The sequence below is a fragment of the Pseudomonas sp. 5P_5.1_Bac1 genome (assembly GCF_025466015.1).
Taxonomy (GTDB): Bacteria; Pseudomonadota; Gammaproteobacteria; order Pseudomonadales; family Pseudomonadaceae; genus Aquipseudomonas.
This window is the reverse complement of sequence record NZ_JANLNX010000106.1, coordinates 62,976-79,444: the sequence shown is the minus strand read 5'-3', so window position 1 is coordinate 79,444 and position 16,469 is coordinate 62,976. Positions and strand designations below refer to the sequence as shown.

At 65.9% G+C, this 16,469-nt stretch carries 14 protein-coding genes; 7 read left to right on the top strand and 7 right to left on the bottom strand.

Features of this window, described 5'->3' with window-relative positions; genetic code table 11:
* Window positions 1–36: 36 nt before the first annotated feature.
* The 3 genes from NTD82_RS22975 to NTD82_RS22965 form a co-directional block, all read right to left on the bottom strand.
* A complete protein-coding gene (locus tag NTD82_RS22975) occupies window positions 37–1,575 on the bottom strand; it encodes an amidase (RefSeq protein WP_262130398.1) in 1,539 nt (512 codons plus the stop codon).
* 117 nt (window positions 1,576–1,692) lie between these two features.
* Window positions 1,693–3,345 carry a methyl-accepting chemotaxis protein gene (locus NTD82_RS22970; protein ID WP_262130397.1) on the bottom strand — a complete coding sequence of 551 codons (1,653 nt, stop codon included), beginning with the start codon at window positions 3,343–3,345 and terminating at the stop codon, window positions 1,693–1,695.
* 18 nt (window positions 3,346–3,363) lie between these two features.
* Complete coding sequence (locus tag NTD82_RS22965; protein WP_262130396.1) at window positions 3,364–4,800, bottom strand: coniferyl aldehyde dehydrogenase; 1,437 nt, start codon at window positions 4,798–4,800, stop codon at window positions 3,364–3,366.
* 197 nt (window positions 4,801–4,997) lie between these two features.
* Here NTD82_RS22965 and NTD82_RS22960 point away from each other — a divergent pair, with 197 nt between their 5' ends.
* Both NTD82_RS22960 and NTD82_RS22955 read left to right on the top strand, forming a co-directional pair.
* Entirely contained in the window at window positions 4,998–5,981 is a 984-nt protein-coding gene (locus tag NTD82_RS22960) for a flavin reductase family protein (protein ID WP_262130395.1), read from the top strand.
* A complete protein-coding gene (locus NTD82_RS22955; protein WP_262130394.1) occupies window positions 5,978–7,279 on the top strand; it encodes a spinster family MFS transporter in 1,302 nt (433 codons plus the stop codon). The genes NTD82_RS22960 and NTD82_RS22955 overlap by 4 nt, the downstream gene beginning before the upstream one ends.
* A 27-nt stretch (window positions 7,280–7,306) precedes the next feature.
* Here NTD82_RS22955 and NTD82_RS22950 read toward each other — a convergent pair whose 3' ends face one another.
* Window positions 7,307–8,050, bottom strand: a complete 744-nt coding sequence (locus NTD82_RS22950) for an enoyl-CoA hydratase (protein ID WP_262130393.1) — start codon at window positions 8,048–8,050, stop codon at window positions 7,307–7,309.
* 84 nt (window positions 8,051–8,134) lie between these two features.
* Window positions 8,135–8,344: a hypothetical protein gene (locus NTD82_RS22945; RefSeq protein ID WP_095158496.1), complete on the bottom strand. Its 210-nt coding sequence runs from the start codon at window positions 8,342–8,344 to the stop codon at window positions 8,135–8,137.
* A gap of 120 nt (window positions 8,345–8,464) precedes the next feature.
* On the opposite strand from NTD82_RS22945, the gene NTD82_RS22940 reads away from it, so the two are divergent.
* On the top strand, window positions 8,465–8,980 hold the full coding sequence (locus NTD82_RS22940; protein WP_262130392.1) for a GNAT family N-acetyltransferase: 516 nt from the start codon (window positions 8,465–8,467) through the stop codon (window positions 8,978–8,980).
* Window positions 8,981–8,983: 3 nt separating this feature from the next.
* On the opposite strand, the gene NTD82_RS22935 is transcribed toward NTD82_RS22940, so the two are convergent.
* Together NTD82_RS22935 and NTD82_RS22930 are read right to left on the bottom strand one after the other, a co-directional pair.
* A complete protein-coding gene (locus NTD82_RS22935; protein WP_262130391.1) occupies window positions 8,984–9,973 on the bottom strand; it encodes a DNA-binding protein in 990 nt (329 codons plus the stop codon).
* A 279-nt stretch (window positions 9,974–10,252) separates the two neighbouring features.
* A complete protein-coding gene (locus tag NTD82_RS22930) occupies window positions 10,253–11,341 on the bottom strand; it encodes an MBL fold metallo-hydrolase (protein WP_262130390.1) in 1,089 nt (362 codons plus the stop codon).
* 291 nt (window positions 11,342–11,632) lie between these two features.
* On the opposite strand from NTD82_RS22930, the gene NTD82_RS22925 reads away from it, so the two are divergent.
* The 4 genes from NTD82_RS22925 (at window position 11,633) to NTD82_RS22910 (ending at window position 16,408) form a co-directional block, all read left to right on the top strand.
* Window positions 11,633–12,772, top strand: coding sequence for a tyramine oxidase subunit B (locus NTD82_RS22925; RefSeq protein WP_262130389.1), 1,140 nt, complete (start codon window positions 11,633–11,635; stop codon window positions 12,770–12,772).
* A gap of 33 nt (window positions 12,773–12,805) precedes the next feature.
* Window positions 12,806–13,228: a RidA family protein gene (locus NTD82_RS22920; protein ID WP_095158481.1), complete on the top strand. Its 423-nt coding sequence runs from the start codon at window positions 12,806–12,808 to the stop codon at window positions 13,226–13,228.
* Between the two features lie 30 nt (window positions 13,229–13,258).
* Entirely contained in the window at window positions 13,259–14,554 is a 1,296-nt protein-coding gene (locus tag NTD82_RS22915) for an NAD(P)/FAD-dependent oxidoreductase (protein WP_262130388.1), read from the top strand.
* Window positions 14,555–14,782: 228 nt separating this feature from the next.
* On the top strand, window positions 14,783–16,408 hold the full coding sequence (locus NTD82_RS22910) for a methyl-accepting chemotaxis protein (protein ID WP_262130387.1): 1,626 nt from the start codon (window positions 14,783–14,785) through the stop codon (window positions 16,406–16,408).
* Window positions 16,409–16,469: the final 61 nt, after the last annotated feature.

Below are 16,469 nucleotides of genomic sequence, written 5' to 3'. Positions count from 1 at the left end.
GTAGGCGCGAGCTTGCTCGCGATGGCCCACTCAGATCTACATCACCGCCCGCCGCCCCACCCAAGGCCGGTCCTGCTCCAACTGGCTGGCAATCCGCAGCAACCCGTCTTCCCCGCCCAGCCGCGCGGTAAACATCATGCCCACCGGCAAGCCGCTGTCGCTCATGCCCAGCGGCAAGGAAATCGCCGGCTGGCCGCTGACGTTGGCCAGCACGGTGAAGCCGGCGCTGCCCATGGCCCGGTGGGCGTAGCTGTCCCAGCCCTGGTCGAGGGTCAGCAGGCCCATTTCAGGGGTCAGGTTGGCGGTGACCGGCGAGAGGATCAGGTCAAAGCGTTCGAAGTGCTTTTCCATCGCCGCGCCGATGTCTTCGAACGATTGTCGCGCGCGGTACAGCGCCTCGCCGTTGGTGCCTTTGGCCCGCTCCAGTACGACCTGGGTGATCTGTTCCAGGTCCTGGGCGGTGGCGGCGCGGCCCAGCGTTTGCTCGCGGTCATGCACCAGGCTCAGCAAGGCGGTGCCGATCACCGCGCCGTGGGCGCCGAACAGTTGCCGTGGGTCGATGCCGAGGGTCAGTTCCTCCACTTCATGACCGAGGCCGAGCAACTGCTTGATGGTCTGTTCCAGGGTCGCGGCGATCGCGGCGTCCAGCGGCGCGCCGGTCAGTGACTGGCGGACCACGGCGATGCGCAGTTTGCCCGGATCACGGCGCAGTTCTTCGATGTAGGCGCGTTCCACCGGCGCGGCCCAATAGGCGCTGCCGGGTTCGTGGCCGTGGCCGGCATCGAGGAACAGCGCTGTGTCACGCACGCTGCGCGACACCACATTGCCGACACTGGCGCCGAACCAGCCCTCGAAATGCGCCGGGCCGCTGGGGGTGCGGTAGCGGCCGGGCTTCAGCCCGACCAGGCCGCAATAAGACGCCGGGATACGGATCGAGCCGCCGCCGTCGGTGGCGTGGGCCACCGGCACAATGCCCGCCGCTACCGCCGAGGCGGCGCCACCGGATGAGCCGCCGGCGCTGTGGCCGAGGTTCCACGGGTTGCGGGTCAGACCCCAGGCCAGGGATTCGGTGGTGGTGGTCAGGCCGAATTCCGGGCAGGTGGTCTTGCCGAACGGCACCGCGCCGGCACGCTCGTAACGGGCGATCAGGGTGCTGGTGAACGGCGCGGGCGGCGCGTCCTTGAACAGGCGGCTGCCGTTGCTGGTGGTGGTGCCTTGCAGGTAGGTGTTGAGGTCCTTGAGCAGCACCGGCACGCCGGCCAGCGCGCCCTGGGCCTGATGGCCGGCGGCGCGGCGCTGGGCCAGCAGGTTGCGGGCGTAGTCCTCGTGCAGCATGTTCACCGCCTGGACCTTGGGGTTGACCAGCGCGTGGCGGGCCAGGGCCGCGTTGAGCAGGGTTTCCGGCGAAAGCTCGCCCTTGCGCACGGCCTCGGCCATGGCCCAGGCATCGAGGGATTGGTAGTCGCTGGCGGACAGATCGCCGGCCTGGACGCTGGCGAAGCGGCCGAGCAGGCCGATGCCGGCGGTGATGGCAGTGGCTTTGAGCACGGTGCGGCGGGGGATTTCGGTGGTCATGGAGGGCACCTTTTTAGTTATTAATGGTTTTAGGGGCATCGCGAGCAAGCTCGCTCCTACAAGGGGTGTGCGATGTGTAGGAGCGAGCTTGCTCGCGAAGCGGTCCCAGAAAATCTGTCAGGCAACATTGAACCGCGCCGAAAGCTGATCCAGCGCCCGCGCCAGTTGTTCCAGGTCCGCTGCCGCCACGGCGCTGCGCCCGGCACTCGCCGACAGCGCACCGGTACCCGCCGAGACATTCTCGACCCGCACGACCATCTCGCGGGTGACGCGGACCTGTTCGTCGATCACTGCGGCGATGGTGTCCACGCTGCGGATTACGTCGTCGGTGCCAGTGCGGATCTGCGCCACGGAATCACCGGCTTCGTGGGCCAGGTTGACGCCTTCGCGGACCCGCAACACCACGCGGCCCATACCATCGACCACGGCGCGAGTGCCTTCCTGGATGCGTTGCACGGTGATGTCGATCTCGCCAATGGAGCGCCCGGTGCGCTGGGCCAGCAACCTTACTTCATCGGCGACCACGGCAAAACCGCGACCCTGCTCCCCTGCCCTGGCCGCCTCGATCGCGGCATTCAGGGCCAGCAGGTTGGTCTGCTCGGCAATGTTGCGGATAACGTTGAGCACATCGCTGATTTCGGCAGAAAACACTTCCAGTTCGTGAATATGCACAGCGGTGTCGCTGATGACGTCGCTGATGCGGTTCATTTCCTGGGCCATGTCGCGGATAAAGCCTTCGCTCTTGCCCGAACGCCCCGCCGAGTGCTGGGTGATATCGCGGGACACGCCAACATGGTTTTCCACCTCGCCGATGGAGCCGGACAGGTGCTCCACCGCACTGGAAATGCCGCGCACCGCCTCGCTCTGCTGCTGGGTCGCCACCGACGCCAGCTCCGCCGACTCGGCGAGGTGCGCCGCCTCGCGGCTGACTCGCTGGACCAGTTCGCGCATTTGCGAGATCAGGCCGTGCAGGCTGTCGCGCATGGCGGCGGTGTCGCCGAGCATCAGGGCAAATTCATCGCGGCCATGGATCACGATGGGTTGCGACAGGTCGCCCCCGGCAATCGCGCGCATGCTCGCTGAAGCCTGGCCGAAGGCGCGACGCAGCCGGCCCAGGGTGGTGAGCGCCGTGGCGCTGCCAACCACTACACCGACCACGCCCAACAGTAGGTACGCGAGAACGGTGCGCTGGTAACGCTGCTGCGCCGCCTCATACGCCTGCTCCGCCGCGGCCTGTTGCAGCGCCTGCAACTTGCCCAGTTCGACGCCGGCGGCGCTGCCGGCCGGTTCCGCCACGCGCAGGAAGGAAATAATCCCCGGCAGGCGGAAATCGCCGGCGCGCAGCGACTCCAGCAGGATCGTCAGTTCCTCGACCCAGACGGCGTAATGGCTTTCGAATGCCTCGGCGACCTGCTGTTCCTCGGCGCTCAGGTCGCGTTGGCGGTACTCGTTCCAGCGCTGGGTCACGGCCTGGCCGTTGGCTTCGATGGTGCCGAGGGTGACTTCCACCGAGCGGTCGAAGGCCGCCATCAGCGGTCCTTCCGGATCCTGCAGGACCGCCAGCAACGCCTGTCGCCGGCTTTCATCCAGGCGGTGCTGGATCTCGCCGAAGGTGAGCAGGGTCGCCAGGTTGTCTTCGTTGATGGTGCGCAGGCTGTCGCGCGCCTGTTGCAGCCCGTAGACGCCGAAACCGACGGCGGCAACGAACAGCAAGGTGGCCAGCAGCGCCCATATCCACAGGCGCTGAGCGATGGTGATGGCTTTGAACACGGTCGTTCCTCGCCCGGGTCAGTCGGAGGTGACCATGGCGAGCATCGTCGCCAGGTAGTGCTCGCCATAGGGTGGCAGCAGGCCCCACTCGCGGCGCGGGTCGTGGGCCGGGGCCTTGAACACCGTGCGCAGGTGGCTGAATTCGAGGAAGCCCTCGCGGCCGTGGTAATGGCCCATGCCGGAAGCGCCGACGCCACCGAAGGGCGCGTCGTGCATCGCCGCGTGCATCATCACGTCGTTGAGGGTGACGCCACCGGACACCGTGTGTTCCAGCACCCGGCGCTGCTCGACGGCGTCCTGGCCGAAGTAGTACAGGGCCAGCGGCCGCGGGCCCGCGTTGATCGCGTCGATGACCTCGCCGAGGTCGTCATAGCCGAGCAGCACCATGGCCGGACCGAAGATTTCTTCGCTCATGATCTGCGCGTCATGCGGCGGATCAATCACCAGGCGCAGCGGGCGACGGCGGTCGTTGGCGTCCAGTGGCAGCGCTTCCGGCAAGGACTCTATACGCGCGCCGCGTTGCCGGGCGTCGTCGATATAGCCTTCGACCCGCGTCAGATGACGCTGATTGACCACCGCTACCACGTCCGGATTGCCCTGGATGCTCGGGTGCAGGCTGGCATAAGCGGTGCGCAGCGCGGCGATGAACGACGCCTGCAGGTTGCGCGGCACATAGACCAGGTCGGGGTTGATGCAGATTTGCCCGCCATTGGTGGCCTTGGCCGCGGCGATGCTCAAGGCGGCCTGGTCGAGGTCCGCGGTGGTCGAGACGATCACCGGCGACTTGCCGCCCAGTTCCAGGGTGACTGGCACCAAATGCTGCGCGGCATTGCGCATCACGGCACGGCCCACGGCGGTGCTGCCGGTGAACACCAGGTGATCGAACGGCTGGGCGGTGAACGCTTCGGCCAGCTCGGCGTCGCCGGTGACCACCGCCACCTCCAGCGGGTCGAGGTGCTCGGCGCACAGGCGGGCGACCACGCCGGCGGTGCGCGGGGTCACTTCGGACGGTTTGAGGATCGCCCGGTTACCCGCCGCGAGGACCGAGGCCAACGGGCTGAACAGGGTATACAGCGGCGCATTCCAGGTGCCGATGATGCCGACGCTGCCTTTGGGCTGGTACATGATCCAGGCCTTGGCGCCCAGTTGGTCGTAAGGCACGAACGGTGGGCGTTGCTCATCCTGCATCCAGTGCGCGAGGTGATCGCGGGCGTGCTTGAGGGAGGCCAGCGCGCCGAGCACATCGTTCATCAGCGAGAAACCGGCGGGACGGCCGCCGAAATCCGCGTCCATGGCTTCGGTCAGTTCGCCGTGGTGGGCCACCAACAGGTCGATCACGCGCTGGATGCGGTCGCGGCGGGTCGCCGCGTCAACGGCGCCGGCGGCATTGAAGGCGCTTTTCTGCCGGGCCAGAAGGCCGGAAAGCGTGTCGACGGATGATGCGACTGAACTCATGCGTGTCCCCTTGCGAAGTGGCCTTCATGGCCTTGGCAGCGCCCGATGCGCCTGGGACCACGTTGCCCCGCCAGGCCCCGCCGCGCCTCGTCCGATCGGACGAGGATCGAGCAAAAGCGTTAGTCCGTTGAGACGATGTAGGCCGTGCGGCCGCGTCCAATACTGGCCCCACGAAAACACCACCCATGAGGCCAGTCATGGCAACACAACACATCAGTTTCGATCCCCAGGCCTTCCGCGCGGCCCTCGGCACCTTCACCACCGGCGTGACCATCATCACCACCCAGGGCGAGGACGGTGCGCCGGTCGGCATCACCGCCAACAGCTTCAACTCGGTGTCGCTCAATCCGCCGCTGGTGCTCTGGAGCCTGTCCAAGCAGGCGCGCAGCCTGCCGGTGTTCAGCAGCGGCAAGCACTGGAACGTGCACGTGCTGTCCACCGAGCAGGAAAAACTCTCCGGCCGCTTCGCCACTCAGGGCGAGAACAAGTTCGCCGAGGTCGAGCTGGACCGTGGCGTCAGCGAAGCCCCGCTGCTGCAGGACTGCACGGCGCGCTTCCAGTGCCGCACGGCGTTCCAGTACGAGGGCGGCGACCATGTGATCTTCGTCGGCGAAGTGCTCGCCTTCGACCATAGCGACCGCGCGCCGCTGGCGTTCCAGAGCGGACAGTACGCCCTGACCACCCGCAAGCCGCGTAATGAACTGCGCCTGGCGACCACCCCGCCGCCGCCCGAATGCAGCTACACCGAAGACTTGCTCGGTTACTTGCTGGGCCGCGGGCACTATCAGGTGCTCAACGTGCTGCGGCATATGCTCAGCAACCAGCAACTGGACGAGCAGGCGTTTTTCATCCTTGCCGTGCTGTGCATTCGCGACAACCTCGACCTTGCCGAGATCAACACCTTCGTCAGTTACACCGGGCATGTGGTGACCCTGGCCGGCATGCGCTTCCTCGAACGCCAGCAACTGGTGGCGATCGAGGGCGATGACGACGACCTGCGTTTCGTCCTCACCGCCAAAGGCCGCGAAACCTCGCTGCAGCAGGTCGCGCTGGCCAAGGTGGTAGAGCAGGAATTGACCGCCAAGCTCGGCATCGCCGATGCCCAGGCGCTGAAAGTGCTGCTCAAGCGCCTGATCGTGGTCAGCGACCCCGGCTTGCCCGACCTCTGGGCGCCGCGATGAGCGCGGCCGTGCCGGCCCTGTCGGCGTCGCCGGTGGGCTGGCGGGCGCATGGCCTGCTGGCGTTGCTGGCGGTGGTGTTCGCCGACAACTTCGTCGGCCGGCAGATCCTCGCGGTGATGATCGAACCGGTGAAGGCCGAGTTCGGCGTTGGCGACACCGCCATGGGGCTGATCTCCGGGCTGGCCTTCGCCGTGGTCTACGCGGTGATGGGCTTGCCCGCCGGGCGCCTGGTGGATCGCCTGCCGCGCACCCGCTTGCTCGCTGCCTCGTGCCTGCTCTGGGCGTTGGCGACCATGGCTTGCGGGGTAGCGGGCAGTTTTCTGCTGCTGGCGATCGCGCGGATGGCGGTGGCGGTCAGTGAGTCGCCGACCACCTCGGCCTCGCTGTCGTTGATCGCCGACCTCTACCCGCCGCAGAAGCGCTCGTTCGCCATCAGTTGCTTCACCGCGGCGCCGACCTTTTCCTCGATCATCGGCCTGAGCATCGGCGCCTGGGTGGTGGAGCACTACGGCTGGCGCGTGGCGTTCATCGCGCTGGGCGTGCCTGCGCTGCTGTTCGCCGCGGCGCTGGCCTTTATCGTGCGCGACCCGCCACGCGGCCGCTGGGACCTCACGCCCCACGCCCCCGGCGCCTCCCCCGGCCTGACCGCCGAAGCTCGCGGCCTGTGGGCGTTGCCGGCGTACCGGCAATTGATCCTGGCGGGCGGCCTGACCACCCTCAGTTCCTACGCCATCGCCATGTGGAACACCAGTTTCCTGGTGCGCTCCCATGACCTCTCGCTGCAACACGCCGGGCTGCTGGCCGGAGTGATCTGCGGCACCGCCGCCGGTGTCGGCGGGCTGTTCAGCGGCTGGCTCAGTGATCGTCTCAGCCGGCGTGACGCGCACTGGCAGTTCTCGATCCCGATCATCGGCCATCTCACCGCGATGACGGCCCTGGTCATCTACCTGCTCTGGCCCGACACCGTGCTGCTGCACCTCGGCAGCCTGCCGGTGCCGGCGGCGATGCTCTGGTGCGCGCTGTACAGCTTCTTCGCGGTGTGGTGGGTGGCGCCGTCCTACAACCTGGTCACGCAACTGGTGCCGGCCAACCGCCGTGGCGCGGCGATGGCCTTGCAGACCATCGTCAGCACCCTGCTCGGGATCGGCATCGGCCCGCTGTTGGCCGGGTTGCTCAGTGACCTGCTGTTGCCGCTGGCCGGCGAGGACTCGCTGCGCTACGCCCTGCTGCTGGTGAGCTTGCCGGTGCTGGGTTCGGTGCTGTTGCTGCTGCGTACCTCGCGGCAGGTGAATCGATAGCGCAGTCAGCGCTATCGACCCTTTCCCTCAACGCCGATTGCTGAAACCGGCGATGGCCTGGCGGGCCGTGTCGGTTTCCAGCATCCGCGCGAACACCCGGGCTTCCTCATCGATGCGCTCGCGCAGGGCGGGCGCATCGGCGCTCTTCAGCAGGCGCTTGGTTTCCATCAACGCCGCCAGTGGCTTGCACGCTAATTTGCGCGCCTGGGCGAGGGCCGTGTCGAGGACCTGCGCCGGCTCCAGCACCCGATTCACCAAGCCGGCGCGCAACGCCGCCTCAGCGTCGAACGGCTCGCCCAGCAACAACGCCTCGGCGGCTCGCTGATAGCCGAACACCCGGGGCAGCAACAGGCTGGAGCCGGCTTCCGGACACAAACCGAGATTGACGAACGGCAGGCTGAACCGCGCGTTGCTGCCGGCAAGCACCAGGTCGCAGTGCAACAGCAGCGTGGTGCCGATGCCCACGGCGACACCGCAGACCGCGGCCACCAGCGGTTTGCGGAAACCACTGACGGCACGCAAAAACTGCCAGACCGGCGCGTCGAGGCTATCGGGCGGATGGCTGATGAAATCGGCCAGGTCATTGCCGGCGCTGAATACCTGTTGGCTGCCGTGAAACAGCACCACGGCAATCGCCGGATCCTCCTCGGCCTGGTGCAGCAGGTCGGTCAGGCGCTGGTACATGGGCACGGTCAGGGCGTTTTTCTTGGTTTCGCGGTTGAAGGTGATGATGAGGACGCCGGAGTCCTCGCGGGTCAGGATGTCGGTCATTGCGCGCTCGCTGGTTGACGGGAGCCCTAGCAATAGCCCGTCGCCGTCCGCCGCGAAACGTCCGGATTGAGTAGGTGTCGCGGGTCAGCGTCGCTCATCCGACAGCGGCGTCGGCTCGTCCGGCTCGGGCACGGGCGTGTCCTGCTGCGGAGCGTCCGGCAGGCGCTCGATGTCGTTGGGTTCGTCCGAGCGCTGCGGGTCACCGTTGACGTTGGGGTCGGTGACCGGGTCGGTTTCGCGCTGCGGGTTGTTCAGCGGGTCTTTCCAGAGTGGGTCGTCTTTGGGCGAGTGCATGATGCGGTCCTCGGTGGTGGGTCCTGAGCATTGGAATAGGCATCGGAATCAGGAGTGCCGGGCAGCCGATCAACGGAGCAACGCTGTTAAAGTGGCAGCCCGCCACCGATGGAGATGACCATGTCTATCCGCCCTGCCCGTCCCCATGACGCCCACCTGCTGCCCGCCATCGAGCGCTCGGCGGCCGAGGCGTTTCTTGCTGTTGAGCGGTTGGCGTGGGTCGCGGCGCATGAGGTGCTGAGTGTCGAGGAACACCTGGGCTTTATCGACAAGGGCCTGCTCTGGGTGGCGGTGGATGAGCAGGACCAGCCGCTGGGGTTTCTCTGCGCCAGCGTCCAGGACGGCGGCGTGCACATCGATGAATTGTCCGTGGCGCTTTGTCATCAAGGGCAAGGACTGGGTCGGGCGCTGATCGCCTGTGTCGAGGCGTGGGCCCAGGCGCAAGGCTTCACCGCCTTGACCCTGACGACCTTTCGCGAAGTGCCGTGGAACGCGCCCTTCTATGCGCGGCTGGGTTTCGTCTGTCTGGACAACGGGGAGTTGCAGGGCTTTTTGCGCCAGCAAATCGCCCATGAGCACGCGCTTGGGCTGCCGGGACGTTGCGCGATGCGCAAAGCATTGCCCGTCCCGGCCTGAGCTTTATTTCTGTTCTTGCGCTTTCTCGGCTTCGGCCGCCGCCTGTTGCGCGGCGCGCAAGGCTTCGATCGTTTGCTCCAACAATTCCACCTGCTTGAGTAACTGACGCCGTTCACCGCCCACCAGCTCCAGTTGCTGGCCCTGGGACTGGAACTGGCGCTGCAGCTCTTCGCGCGCGCCCTGGGACTGCGCCAGGTTGGCGCTGAGGGTGCGGGTTTCCAGCGCGTGCTGCTCCTGCTGGTCCTTGAGGTGTTGGCATTCGCGCTGGACATGCCGCGCTTCCACCAGCAAGCGCTCGTTGTCGCGGTTGAGCCGGGTCACTTCGTCCTGCTTGATGATCAGCGTCTGCTGCAACTGGCGCAGCTCCGTCTGCAACTGCTGGACCTGCGCTTCATGTCGGCGCTGATCCTGCTCGCGCTGTTCGCGGCTGGCGGTGCGGTAGTGTTCCAGCGCATCGCGGGCGTGCTGGTGTTTGTCTTCCAGCGAGGCGATCTGCTCATCCTTGTCGGCCAGCCGCACATTCAACTCACCCACCGCCTGGCTCAGCGTGGCATTGCGGGTGTGTTCGCTCTGCAGGCTGCTGCGGGCGGTGGCCAGCTCCGCGGACTCAGCGGCCAGCGCCGCGCCCTGGATCTGCAATTGCTGCTGCGCGGCCGCCAGCGCCTGCTGGCATTCCTGCAAGTGCGCGTTCAGCGCGGCGTTTTCCACATCGAACGACTTTTGCGCCTCTTCGACGCAGGCGTCGCTCTCTTCGCGCAACTGCTCCGCCAACTGCTTGACCAGCCCCATCAGCGATGCGCTGAGGTCCGGCACGCTGGTGGTGGCGGGCGGTTTCTGGATTTCCAGCTCTTTGAGGTAGCGATGAATGGTGGTTTTCGAACCGGTATTTCCCAGTTCAATCCGCACCGCATCGATGCTCGGATGCTCACCCCGACCGAGGATCGCCTGACGGGCTTTATGCACGACTGCTTTGTTGATACCACCGCGGGCCATGTCTGTGTTCCTGCTATTTCATAATGTGGTACGTATCATGTGTTTACATACCAAAAAGATCAAATTAATTTTCATAATCTGATGAAAATTAAGATGAAATAATCGCGACTTATCGAATGTCAGGGAAATTTCAGACAAAAAAACAGCGCCAGGCGCTGTACAAATGACGCAGCCCATCGCGAGCAAGCTCGCTCCTACGTAATGGGGGTAGGAGCGAGCTTGCTCGCGATGGGCTGCGGCGATATCAGAAATCGATGGAAGTAGACGCCCGAGTCATCACTACGCTCCGCGCAAGCGCCAACAGCATTGCCGCCCCTTGCTCGCCGCGTCCTGCTCTTGCGCAACCACCTCCCGCCACCAGCGCTCGCCGGTCTGCGGCGCACGCAGGTCGATGCGTTCACCCATGCTCGGTGTGGCCACGCTGACGCCCTGCTCGCCCGCCCACTCCAGTACGCTTTCGAACGGCTCGTACCAGGCGTGCATCGACAGGTCGAAGGTGCCGTTATGGATCGGCAGCAGCCAGCGCCCGCCCAGGTCGACATGGGCCTGCACCGTCTGGCGCGGGTGCATGTGCACGTACGGCCAGTGCTCGTTATAGGCACCGGTTTCCATCAACGTGAGGTCGAACGGCCCGAAGCGCCGGCCGATCTCGGCGAAACCGTCGAAGTAACCGGTGTCGCCGCTGAAGAACATGCGCAGGTGCGGCGCCTCGATCACCCAGGAGCACCACAGCGTGCGGTTGCCGTCGCGCAGGCCGCGTCCGGAAAAATGCTGGGCGGGCGTGGCGGTCAGGCGCAGGCCGTCCACCTCGATGCCCTGCCACCAGTCGAACTGGCGCACCTTCGACGCCGGCACGCCCCAGGCCAGCAAACGGTCGCCCACGCCCAGCGGCATGACGAACAGTTCCACCTTCGGCGCCAGGGCCTTGATGGTGGCGCGGTCGAGGTGGTCGTAATGGTCGTGGGACAGGATCACGCCGCGGATCGGCGGCAGTTCATCGAGGCTCAGCGGCGGTTGGTGAAACCGCTTGGGCCCGGCGAAAGGCAGCGGCGACGCACGCTTGCCGAACACCGGATCGGTCAGCCACCAGCCGCCTTGCAGCTTGAACAACACCGTGGAATGGCCGAGGCGGTAAAGGCTGGCGTCCGGCGCCGCGTCCAGTTCCGCTCGAGTCAGGCGGCGCACCGGCACGGCGGCCTTCGGCACAGTGTTGGCGGGTTTGTTGAAGAGGAAATTCCACAGCACCTTGGCATCGGGCTCCGGCATGTTCGCCGGGCGCGGGGTGAGGTTGTGAAAACGCCCATCCCTGGACTGGGGCGAATGCCCGTGGTCGGCAATGGGAGCACGCAGCAGCGGATGACGTTTCAAGGCGGGGAACCCTCAGCACTCTGTAGGAACACTCCCGAGTATAGGGCCGCGCCGCCCGACTGGATTGCCTGATCCTGCGAGGTTGATGCCTGATCTGGCGGCGCTTCGCGAGCAAGCTCGCTCCTACACGTCAATCCTCCACCTGTAGGAGCGAGCTTGCTCGCGATGCGCCCATGTCACGCACAGTCAAACCCGCTGGCGCTGAGGCTCAAGACAGCCTACCGCTCGTTAGCAAAACTTGTCCGACCGCTTTTCCTTGAACAAGCCCACCCGAAGCGCCTCGAGACAACAATGACCACCGACACCAGAATCGACTTCATCTACCTTTCCGAACAAGACATGATCCGCGCTGGCGTGACCGACATGCCGGCCTGTGTCGACACCATGGAAGAAATGTTCGGGCTGCTGTACCAGGGCGACTACCGCATGGCCGGGCCGAACAACGACTCCCATGGCGCGATGATCACCTTCCCGGAAACCTCGCCGTTCCCGGACATGCCCAAGCCCACCGCCGACCGCCGCATGATGGCCATGCCCGCCTACCTCGGCGGTAACTTCCGCACCGCCGGCGCCAAGTGGTATGGCTCCAACATCGCCAACCGCGAAAAAGGCCTGCCGCGCTCGATCCTGATGTTCACCCTCAACGACGCCGATACCGGCGCGCCGCTGGCACATATGTCGGCCAACCTGCTCTCGGCCTACCGCACCGGCGCGATTCCAGGCGTCGGCGCCCGTCACCTGGCGCGCAAGGACTCGAAAGTCATTGGCCTGCTCGGCCCCGGCGTGATGGGCAAGACCACCGTCGCCGCATTCATGGCCGTCTGCCCGTTGGTGGACACCATCAAGATCAAGGGCCGCGGCCAGCGCAGCCTCGACAGCTTTATCAGTTGGGTCAAAGAAACCTACCCGCAGATCACCAACATCCGCATCGTCGACACCCTTGAAGACGTGGTGCGCGACTCCGACCTGATCACCTACTGCAGCACCGGCGAAGTCGGCGACCCGAGCACCTACCCGCTGGTTCGCCGCGAATGGGTCAAGCCGGGCGCGTTCCTGGCGATGCCGGCGCCGTGCAGCATCGATGCCGGCATGGAGCAGGACGATGTACGCAAGGTGCTCGACAACACCGGCATGTACAACGCCTGGTTCGAAGAGCTGCCCAAGCCCGCGCACAATTGCGTGCCGCTGGTGGGCGTGCGCTTCATGGACATGATCGCCGAAGGCAGCCTGCAGCCCGAGCAACTGGAAGACATCGGCAAGATCATCGCCGGTGACGCGCCGGGTCGCCTGAACGATGACGAGATCATCCTGATGTCGGTCGGCGGCATGCCGGTCGAAGACCTGGCCTGGGGCACCGTGGTGTACCGCAAGGCGGTCGAGCTGGGCATCGGCGTGAAACTCAATCTCTGGGACACCCCCGTCCTTAGCTGACCCTTCCCTTTTGAACCCTGTGAGGCATTCCCCATGACCCAGATCACCAAATTGAAAAGCGGCTCCATCTTCGAAGAAAAAGCCAGCTACTCGCGGCTGGTGGCCGTGGACAACTGGATCTTCGTGTCCAACACCGCCGGCCGTAACCCCGACACCAAGCTGATCCCGGAAGACGTGATCGAGCAGGCCGAGCAAGTGTTCAACAACATCGAGCGCGCCCTGGCCGCCGTCGATGCCAGCCTGGCCGACGTGGTCTGCTCGCGGGTGTTCATCCAGGACCCGGCCGATGTGCCGAAGGTCATGGACTTCATCGGCGGCAAGTTCCGCGGCATCGACCCGGCCTGCACCGCGACCTGCCCGCCGCTGGGCTCGACGGTCTACAAGGTGGAGCTGGAAGTCACCGCCTACCGCGGCGCCTCGAAAGCCGACGTCGTACAGATCAACCTCGGCCAGTAACCCGCTGAACCTTCATTCATAGAGCCCGCCATGTCGCCCACCATCGATCCCATACAGACCAGCAACACGCTGCCGCCCGCCACCACCGTGGTCATCATCGGCGGCGGCATCATCGGCCTGACCGCCGCCCTGGCCCTTGCCGAGCGCAAGATCCCCGTGGTGGTGATCGAAAAGGGCCGGATCGCCGGCGAGCAGTCGTCGCGCAACCTCGGCTGGGTGCGCAAGACCAGCCGCCACGCCGACGACATTCCCCTGGCCCTGGCCGCGGATCGACTGTGGGCGCAAATGCCGGAACGGGTGGGGGCCGATGTCGGCTACCGCCAGGCCGGGATCATGTTCATCGCCCGCAATGAAACCCAGATGAACATGCACCAGAACTGGCTCAAGAGCGTCGAGCACCTGTCGCTGGATACCCGCTTGCTCAGCAACCGGGAAATCAGCGCGCTGGTGCCCGGTGGCCAGGCCAACTGGGCGGGCGGCATCTTCACCCCGTCGGACGCCCGCGCCGAGCCGACCCTGGCTTCCAGCGCCATCGCCAAGGCGGCGATGGCCAAGGGCGCGATCATCATCGAGCACTGCGCGGTGCGCACCTTGCTGACCAGTGCCGGCCGCGTCAGCGGCGTGATGACCGAGCGCGGCGAAATCCGCTGCGAACAGGTGCTGCTGGCCGGCGGCCTGTGGTCGCGCAAGTTCCTCGGCAACCTCGGCGTCAACCTGCCGACCCTGCCGCTGACCTGCTCAGTGCTGCGCACCCAACCCATGGACGGCCCGACCGACATCGCCGTCGGCGCGCCGGACTTTTCCTTCCGCAAGCACAAGGACGGCGGCTTCATCATCACCCAGCGCGGCAAGCTGGATGCCTTCCTCACCCTCGACCACCTGCTGCTGGGGCGCCGCTACCTGCCGCAACTGAAAGCCCAGCGCGATTTCCTGAAGATTTCCTTCGGCAAATACTTCTTCAACGACCTGAAGCTGGCCCGTCGCTGGCAAGCCGACAGCGTCAGCCCGTTCGAACAGGTCCGCGTCCAGGACCCGCCCGCCAACCACGGCCTCAATGACGACGCGCTGCGCAACCTGCGCGCCGCCTGGCCGGTGTTCGAACAGGCGCAGATCGCCGACGCCTGGGCCGGCACCATCGACGTGACGCCGGATTCCAATCCGGTGATCGGGCCGCTGGCGAGCATTCCCGGCCTGACCCTGGCCACCGGTTTTTCCGGCCACGGTTTCGGCACTTCGCCGGCTGCCGGGCAACTGGCGGCGGACCTGGTGTCGGGTGAAAACCCGATCATCGATCCCGCGCCGTACCGTTTCGAGCGCCTGGCCTGAGTTTTCCAGTGCCTGGCTAAGGGAATCGGCTAGGGCTCTGGAGTAAGGGGCTGAAACGAATCACTGGTTTGAAACAACTCTTCACGAATACGGGGTACTCTGCGGGGAACGATGTCTAACTGACATCATCGAACAAGGGCGTCAACGCATCGGCTCGTTATTTGGGTGCCGACGTTGCCTGTCCTGGCAGCCGCTTTCTGGCTGCCTGTTTTTTCCCAAGGAGTCCCCATGCAGTTCCGGCAAATGAAAATCGGCAAACGGGCCGCCAGCCTGTTCACCCTGCTCGGCCTTTTGGTCCTCGCGCTCGGCCTGATAGCGCTCTACGAGACTCGCCAGATGGACCGCGCCTCGGCTGAAATCCGGGTGACCTGGTTGCCCGCCGTGATCTCCCTGGGCGAAATCGGCACCGACGTCAACCGCGCCCGGGCCATCACCATGCGCAGCCTGCTCGAAGAACAGCCCGAGACCCGCGAAGCCTCCCTGCGCCGGGCGGCCGAGGTCAATCAGGGCTTGCAGAAGGCCCTGGACTTCTATGAAAGCACCATCATCGAACCCGAGGATCGCGCCCTGTTCGCGACCTTCATCAGCGCCCGCGAACGCTACGCCGGCATTCAGGCCAGCGTCACCGAAGCGGTGCTCAACAACCGCCTCGACAACGCCCGGCAATTGGTCAACGGCCCGCTGGCCGATGCCACCGACGCCATGCAAAGCACGCTGCGAACGCTGGTGAAGTACAACGCCGACGGCGCTGAAAAAGCCTCGCAACGCAGTGCCGATGCCTCCCGCGAATCCTTCTTGCTGATCATCATCGCACTGGCATTGATCATGACCGCGCTGGTCGCCATCGCCACCCTGCTCACCCGCAGCATCGTCGTGCCGCTGGCGGAAGCCTTGGCGGTGGCCGAGCGGGTGTCCACCGGCGACCTGACCCAAGCGATCAAGGTCGAAGGCCAGGACGAACCGGCGCTGCTGCTCGGCGCGCTGGCCCGCATGCAGAACAGCCTGCGCTCGACGCTCGCGCGGATCAGCGCCTCGTCCGACCAACTGGCCTCGGCCTCGGAAGAACTGCACTCGGTCACCGAGGACACCAGCCGCGGCCTGCAGCAGCAGAGCGCGGAAATCGAACAGGCGGCGACCGCCGTCAACCAGATGACCGCCGCCGTGGAAGAGGTGGCGAACAACGCGGTGAGCACCGCCGATGCCTCCAAAGGCGCCGATCAGACCACCCGCGATGGCCGCGACCGGGTCAATCAGGCGCTGCAGTCCATCCAGGCGCTGGTCGGTGAAGTCACCAGCACCTCCGGCGATATCGAACAACTGGCGGCCAGCGCCAATGAAATCAGCCGGGTGCTGGACGTGATCGGCTCCATCGCCGGGCAGACCAACCTGCTGGCCCTCAACGCAGCCATCGAAGCGGCCCGCGCCGGTGAGGCCGGGCGTGGTTTCGCCGTGGTCGCCGATGAAGTCCGTGCCCTCGCCCACCGTACCCAGCAGTCCACCGGTGAAATCGAACAGATGATCGGCCAGATCCAGTCCGGCACCGAGCGTGCGGTCAACGCCATGCACAGCAGCCAGGGCCGCGCCGCCGGCACCCTGGATGTAGCCGAAGCCGCGGGCCAGGCGCTGGAGCTGATCGCCGAAGCCATCGCCGCGATCAACCAGCGCAACCTGGTGATCGCCAGCGCCTCGGAACAGCAGGCCCAGGTGGCCCGCGAGGTAGACCGCAACCTGGTCAATATCCGCGACCTGTCGATGCAGACCTCCGCCGGCGCCAACCAGACCAGCGCCGCCGCGCAGGACCTGTCGCGCCTGGCGGTGGAACTGAACGGGATGGTGGCGCAGTTCAAAGTCTGAGGGCAGTGAAAATCAAGGCGCCGCGCTGGCAATAGCCGTTTGCAATCAATACCATCGGCGC

Bases quoted from the DNA above. Each gene is read 5' to 3' on its own strand.
- NTD82_RS22975 (WP_262130398.1), bottom strand. From the start codon at position 1,575: ATGACCACCGAAATCCCCCGCCGCACCGTGCTCAAAGCCACTGCCATC.
- NTD82_RS22965 (WP_262130396.1), bottom strand. From the start codon at position 4,800: ATGAGTTCAGTCGCATCATCCGTCGACACGCTTTCCGGCCTTCTGGCC.
- NTD82_RS22960 (WP_262130395.1), top strand. From the start codon at position 4,998: ATGGCAACACAACACATCAGTTTCGATCCCCAGGCCTTCCGCGCGGCC.
- NTD82_RS22955 (WP_262130394.1), top strand. From the start codon at position 5,978: ATGAGCGCGGCCGTGCCGGCCCTGTCGGCGTCGCCGGTGGGCTGGCGG.
- NTD82_RS22950 (WP_262130393.1), bottom strand. From the start codon at position 8,050: ATGACCGACATCCTGACCCGCGAGGACTCCGGCGTCCTCATCATCACC.
- NTD82_RS22945 (WP_095158496.1), bottom strand. From the start codon at position 8,344: ATGCACTCGCCCAAAGACGACCCACTCTGGAAAGACCCGCTGAACAAC.
- NTD82_RS22940 (WP_262130392.1), top strand. From the start codon at position 8,465: ATGTCTATCCGCCCTGCCCGTCCCCATGACGCCCACCTGCTGCCCGCC.
- NTD82_RS22935 (WP_262130391.1), bottom strand. From the start codon at position 9,973: ATGGCCCGCGGTGGTATCAACAAAGCAGTCGTGCATAAAGCCCGTCAG.
- NTD82_RS22925 (WP_262130389.1), top strand. From the start codon at position 11,633: ATGACCACCGACACCAGAATCGACTTCATCTACCTTTCCGAACAAGAC.
- NTD82_RS22920 (WP_095158481.1), top strand. From the start codon at position 12,806: ATGACCCAGATCACCAAATTGAAAAGCGGCTCCATCTTCGAAGAAAAA.
- NTD82_RS22915 (WP_262130388.1), top strand. From the start codon at position 13,259: ATGTCGCCCACCATCGATCCCATACAGACCAGCAACACGCTGCCGCCC.
- NTD82_RS22910 (WP_262130387.1), top strand. From the start codon at position 14,783: ATGCAGTTCCGGCAAATGAAAATCGGCAAACGGGCCGCCAGCCTGTTC.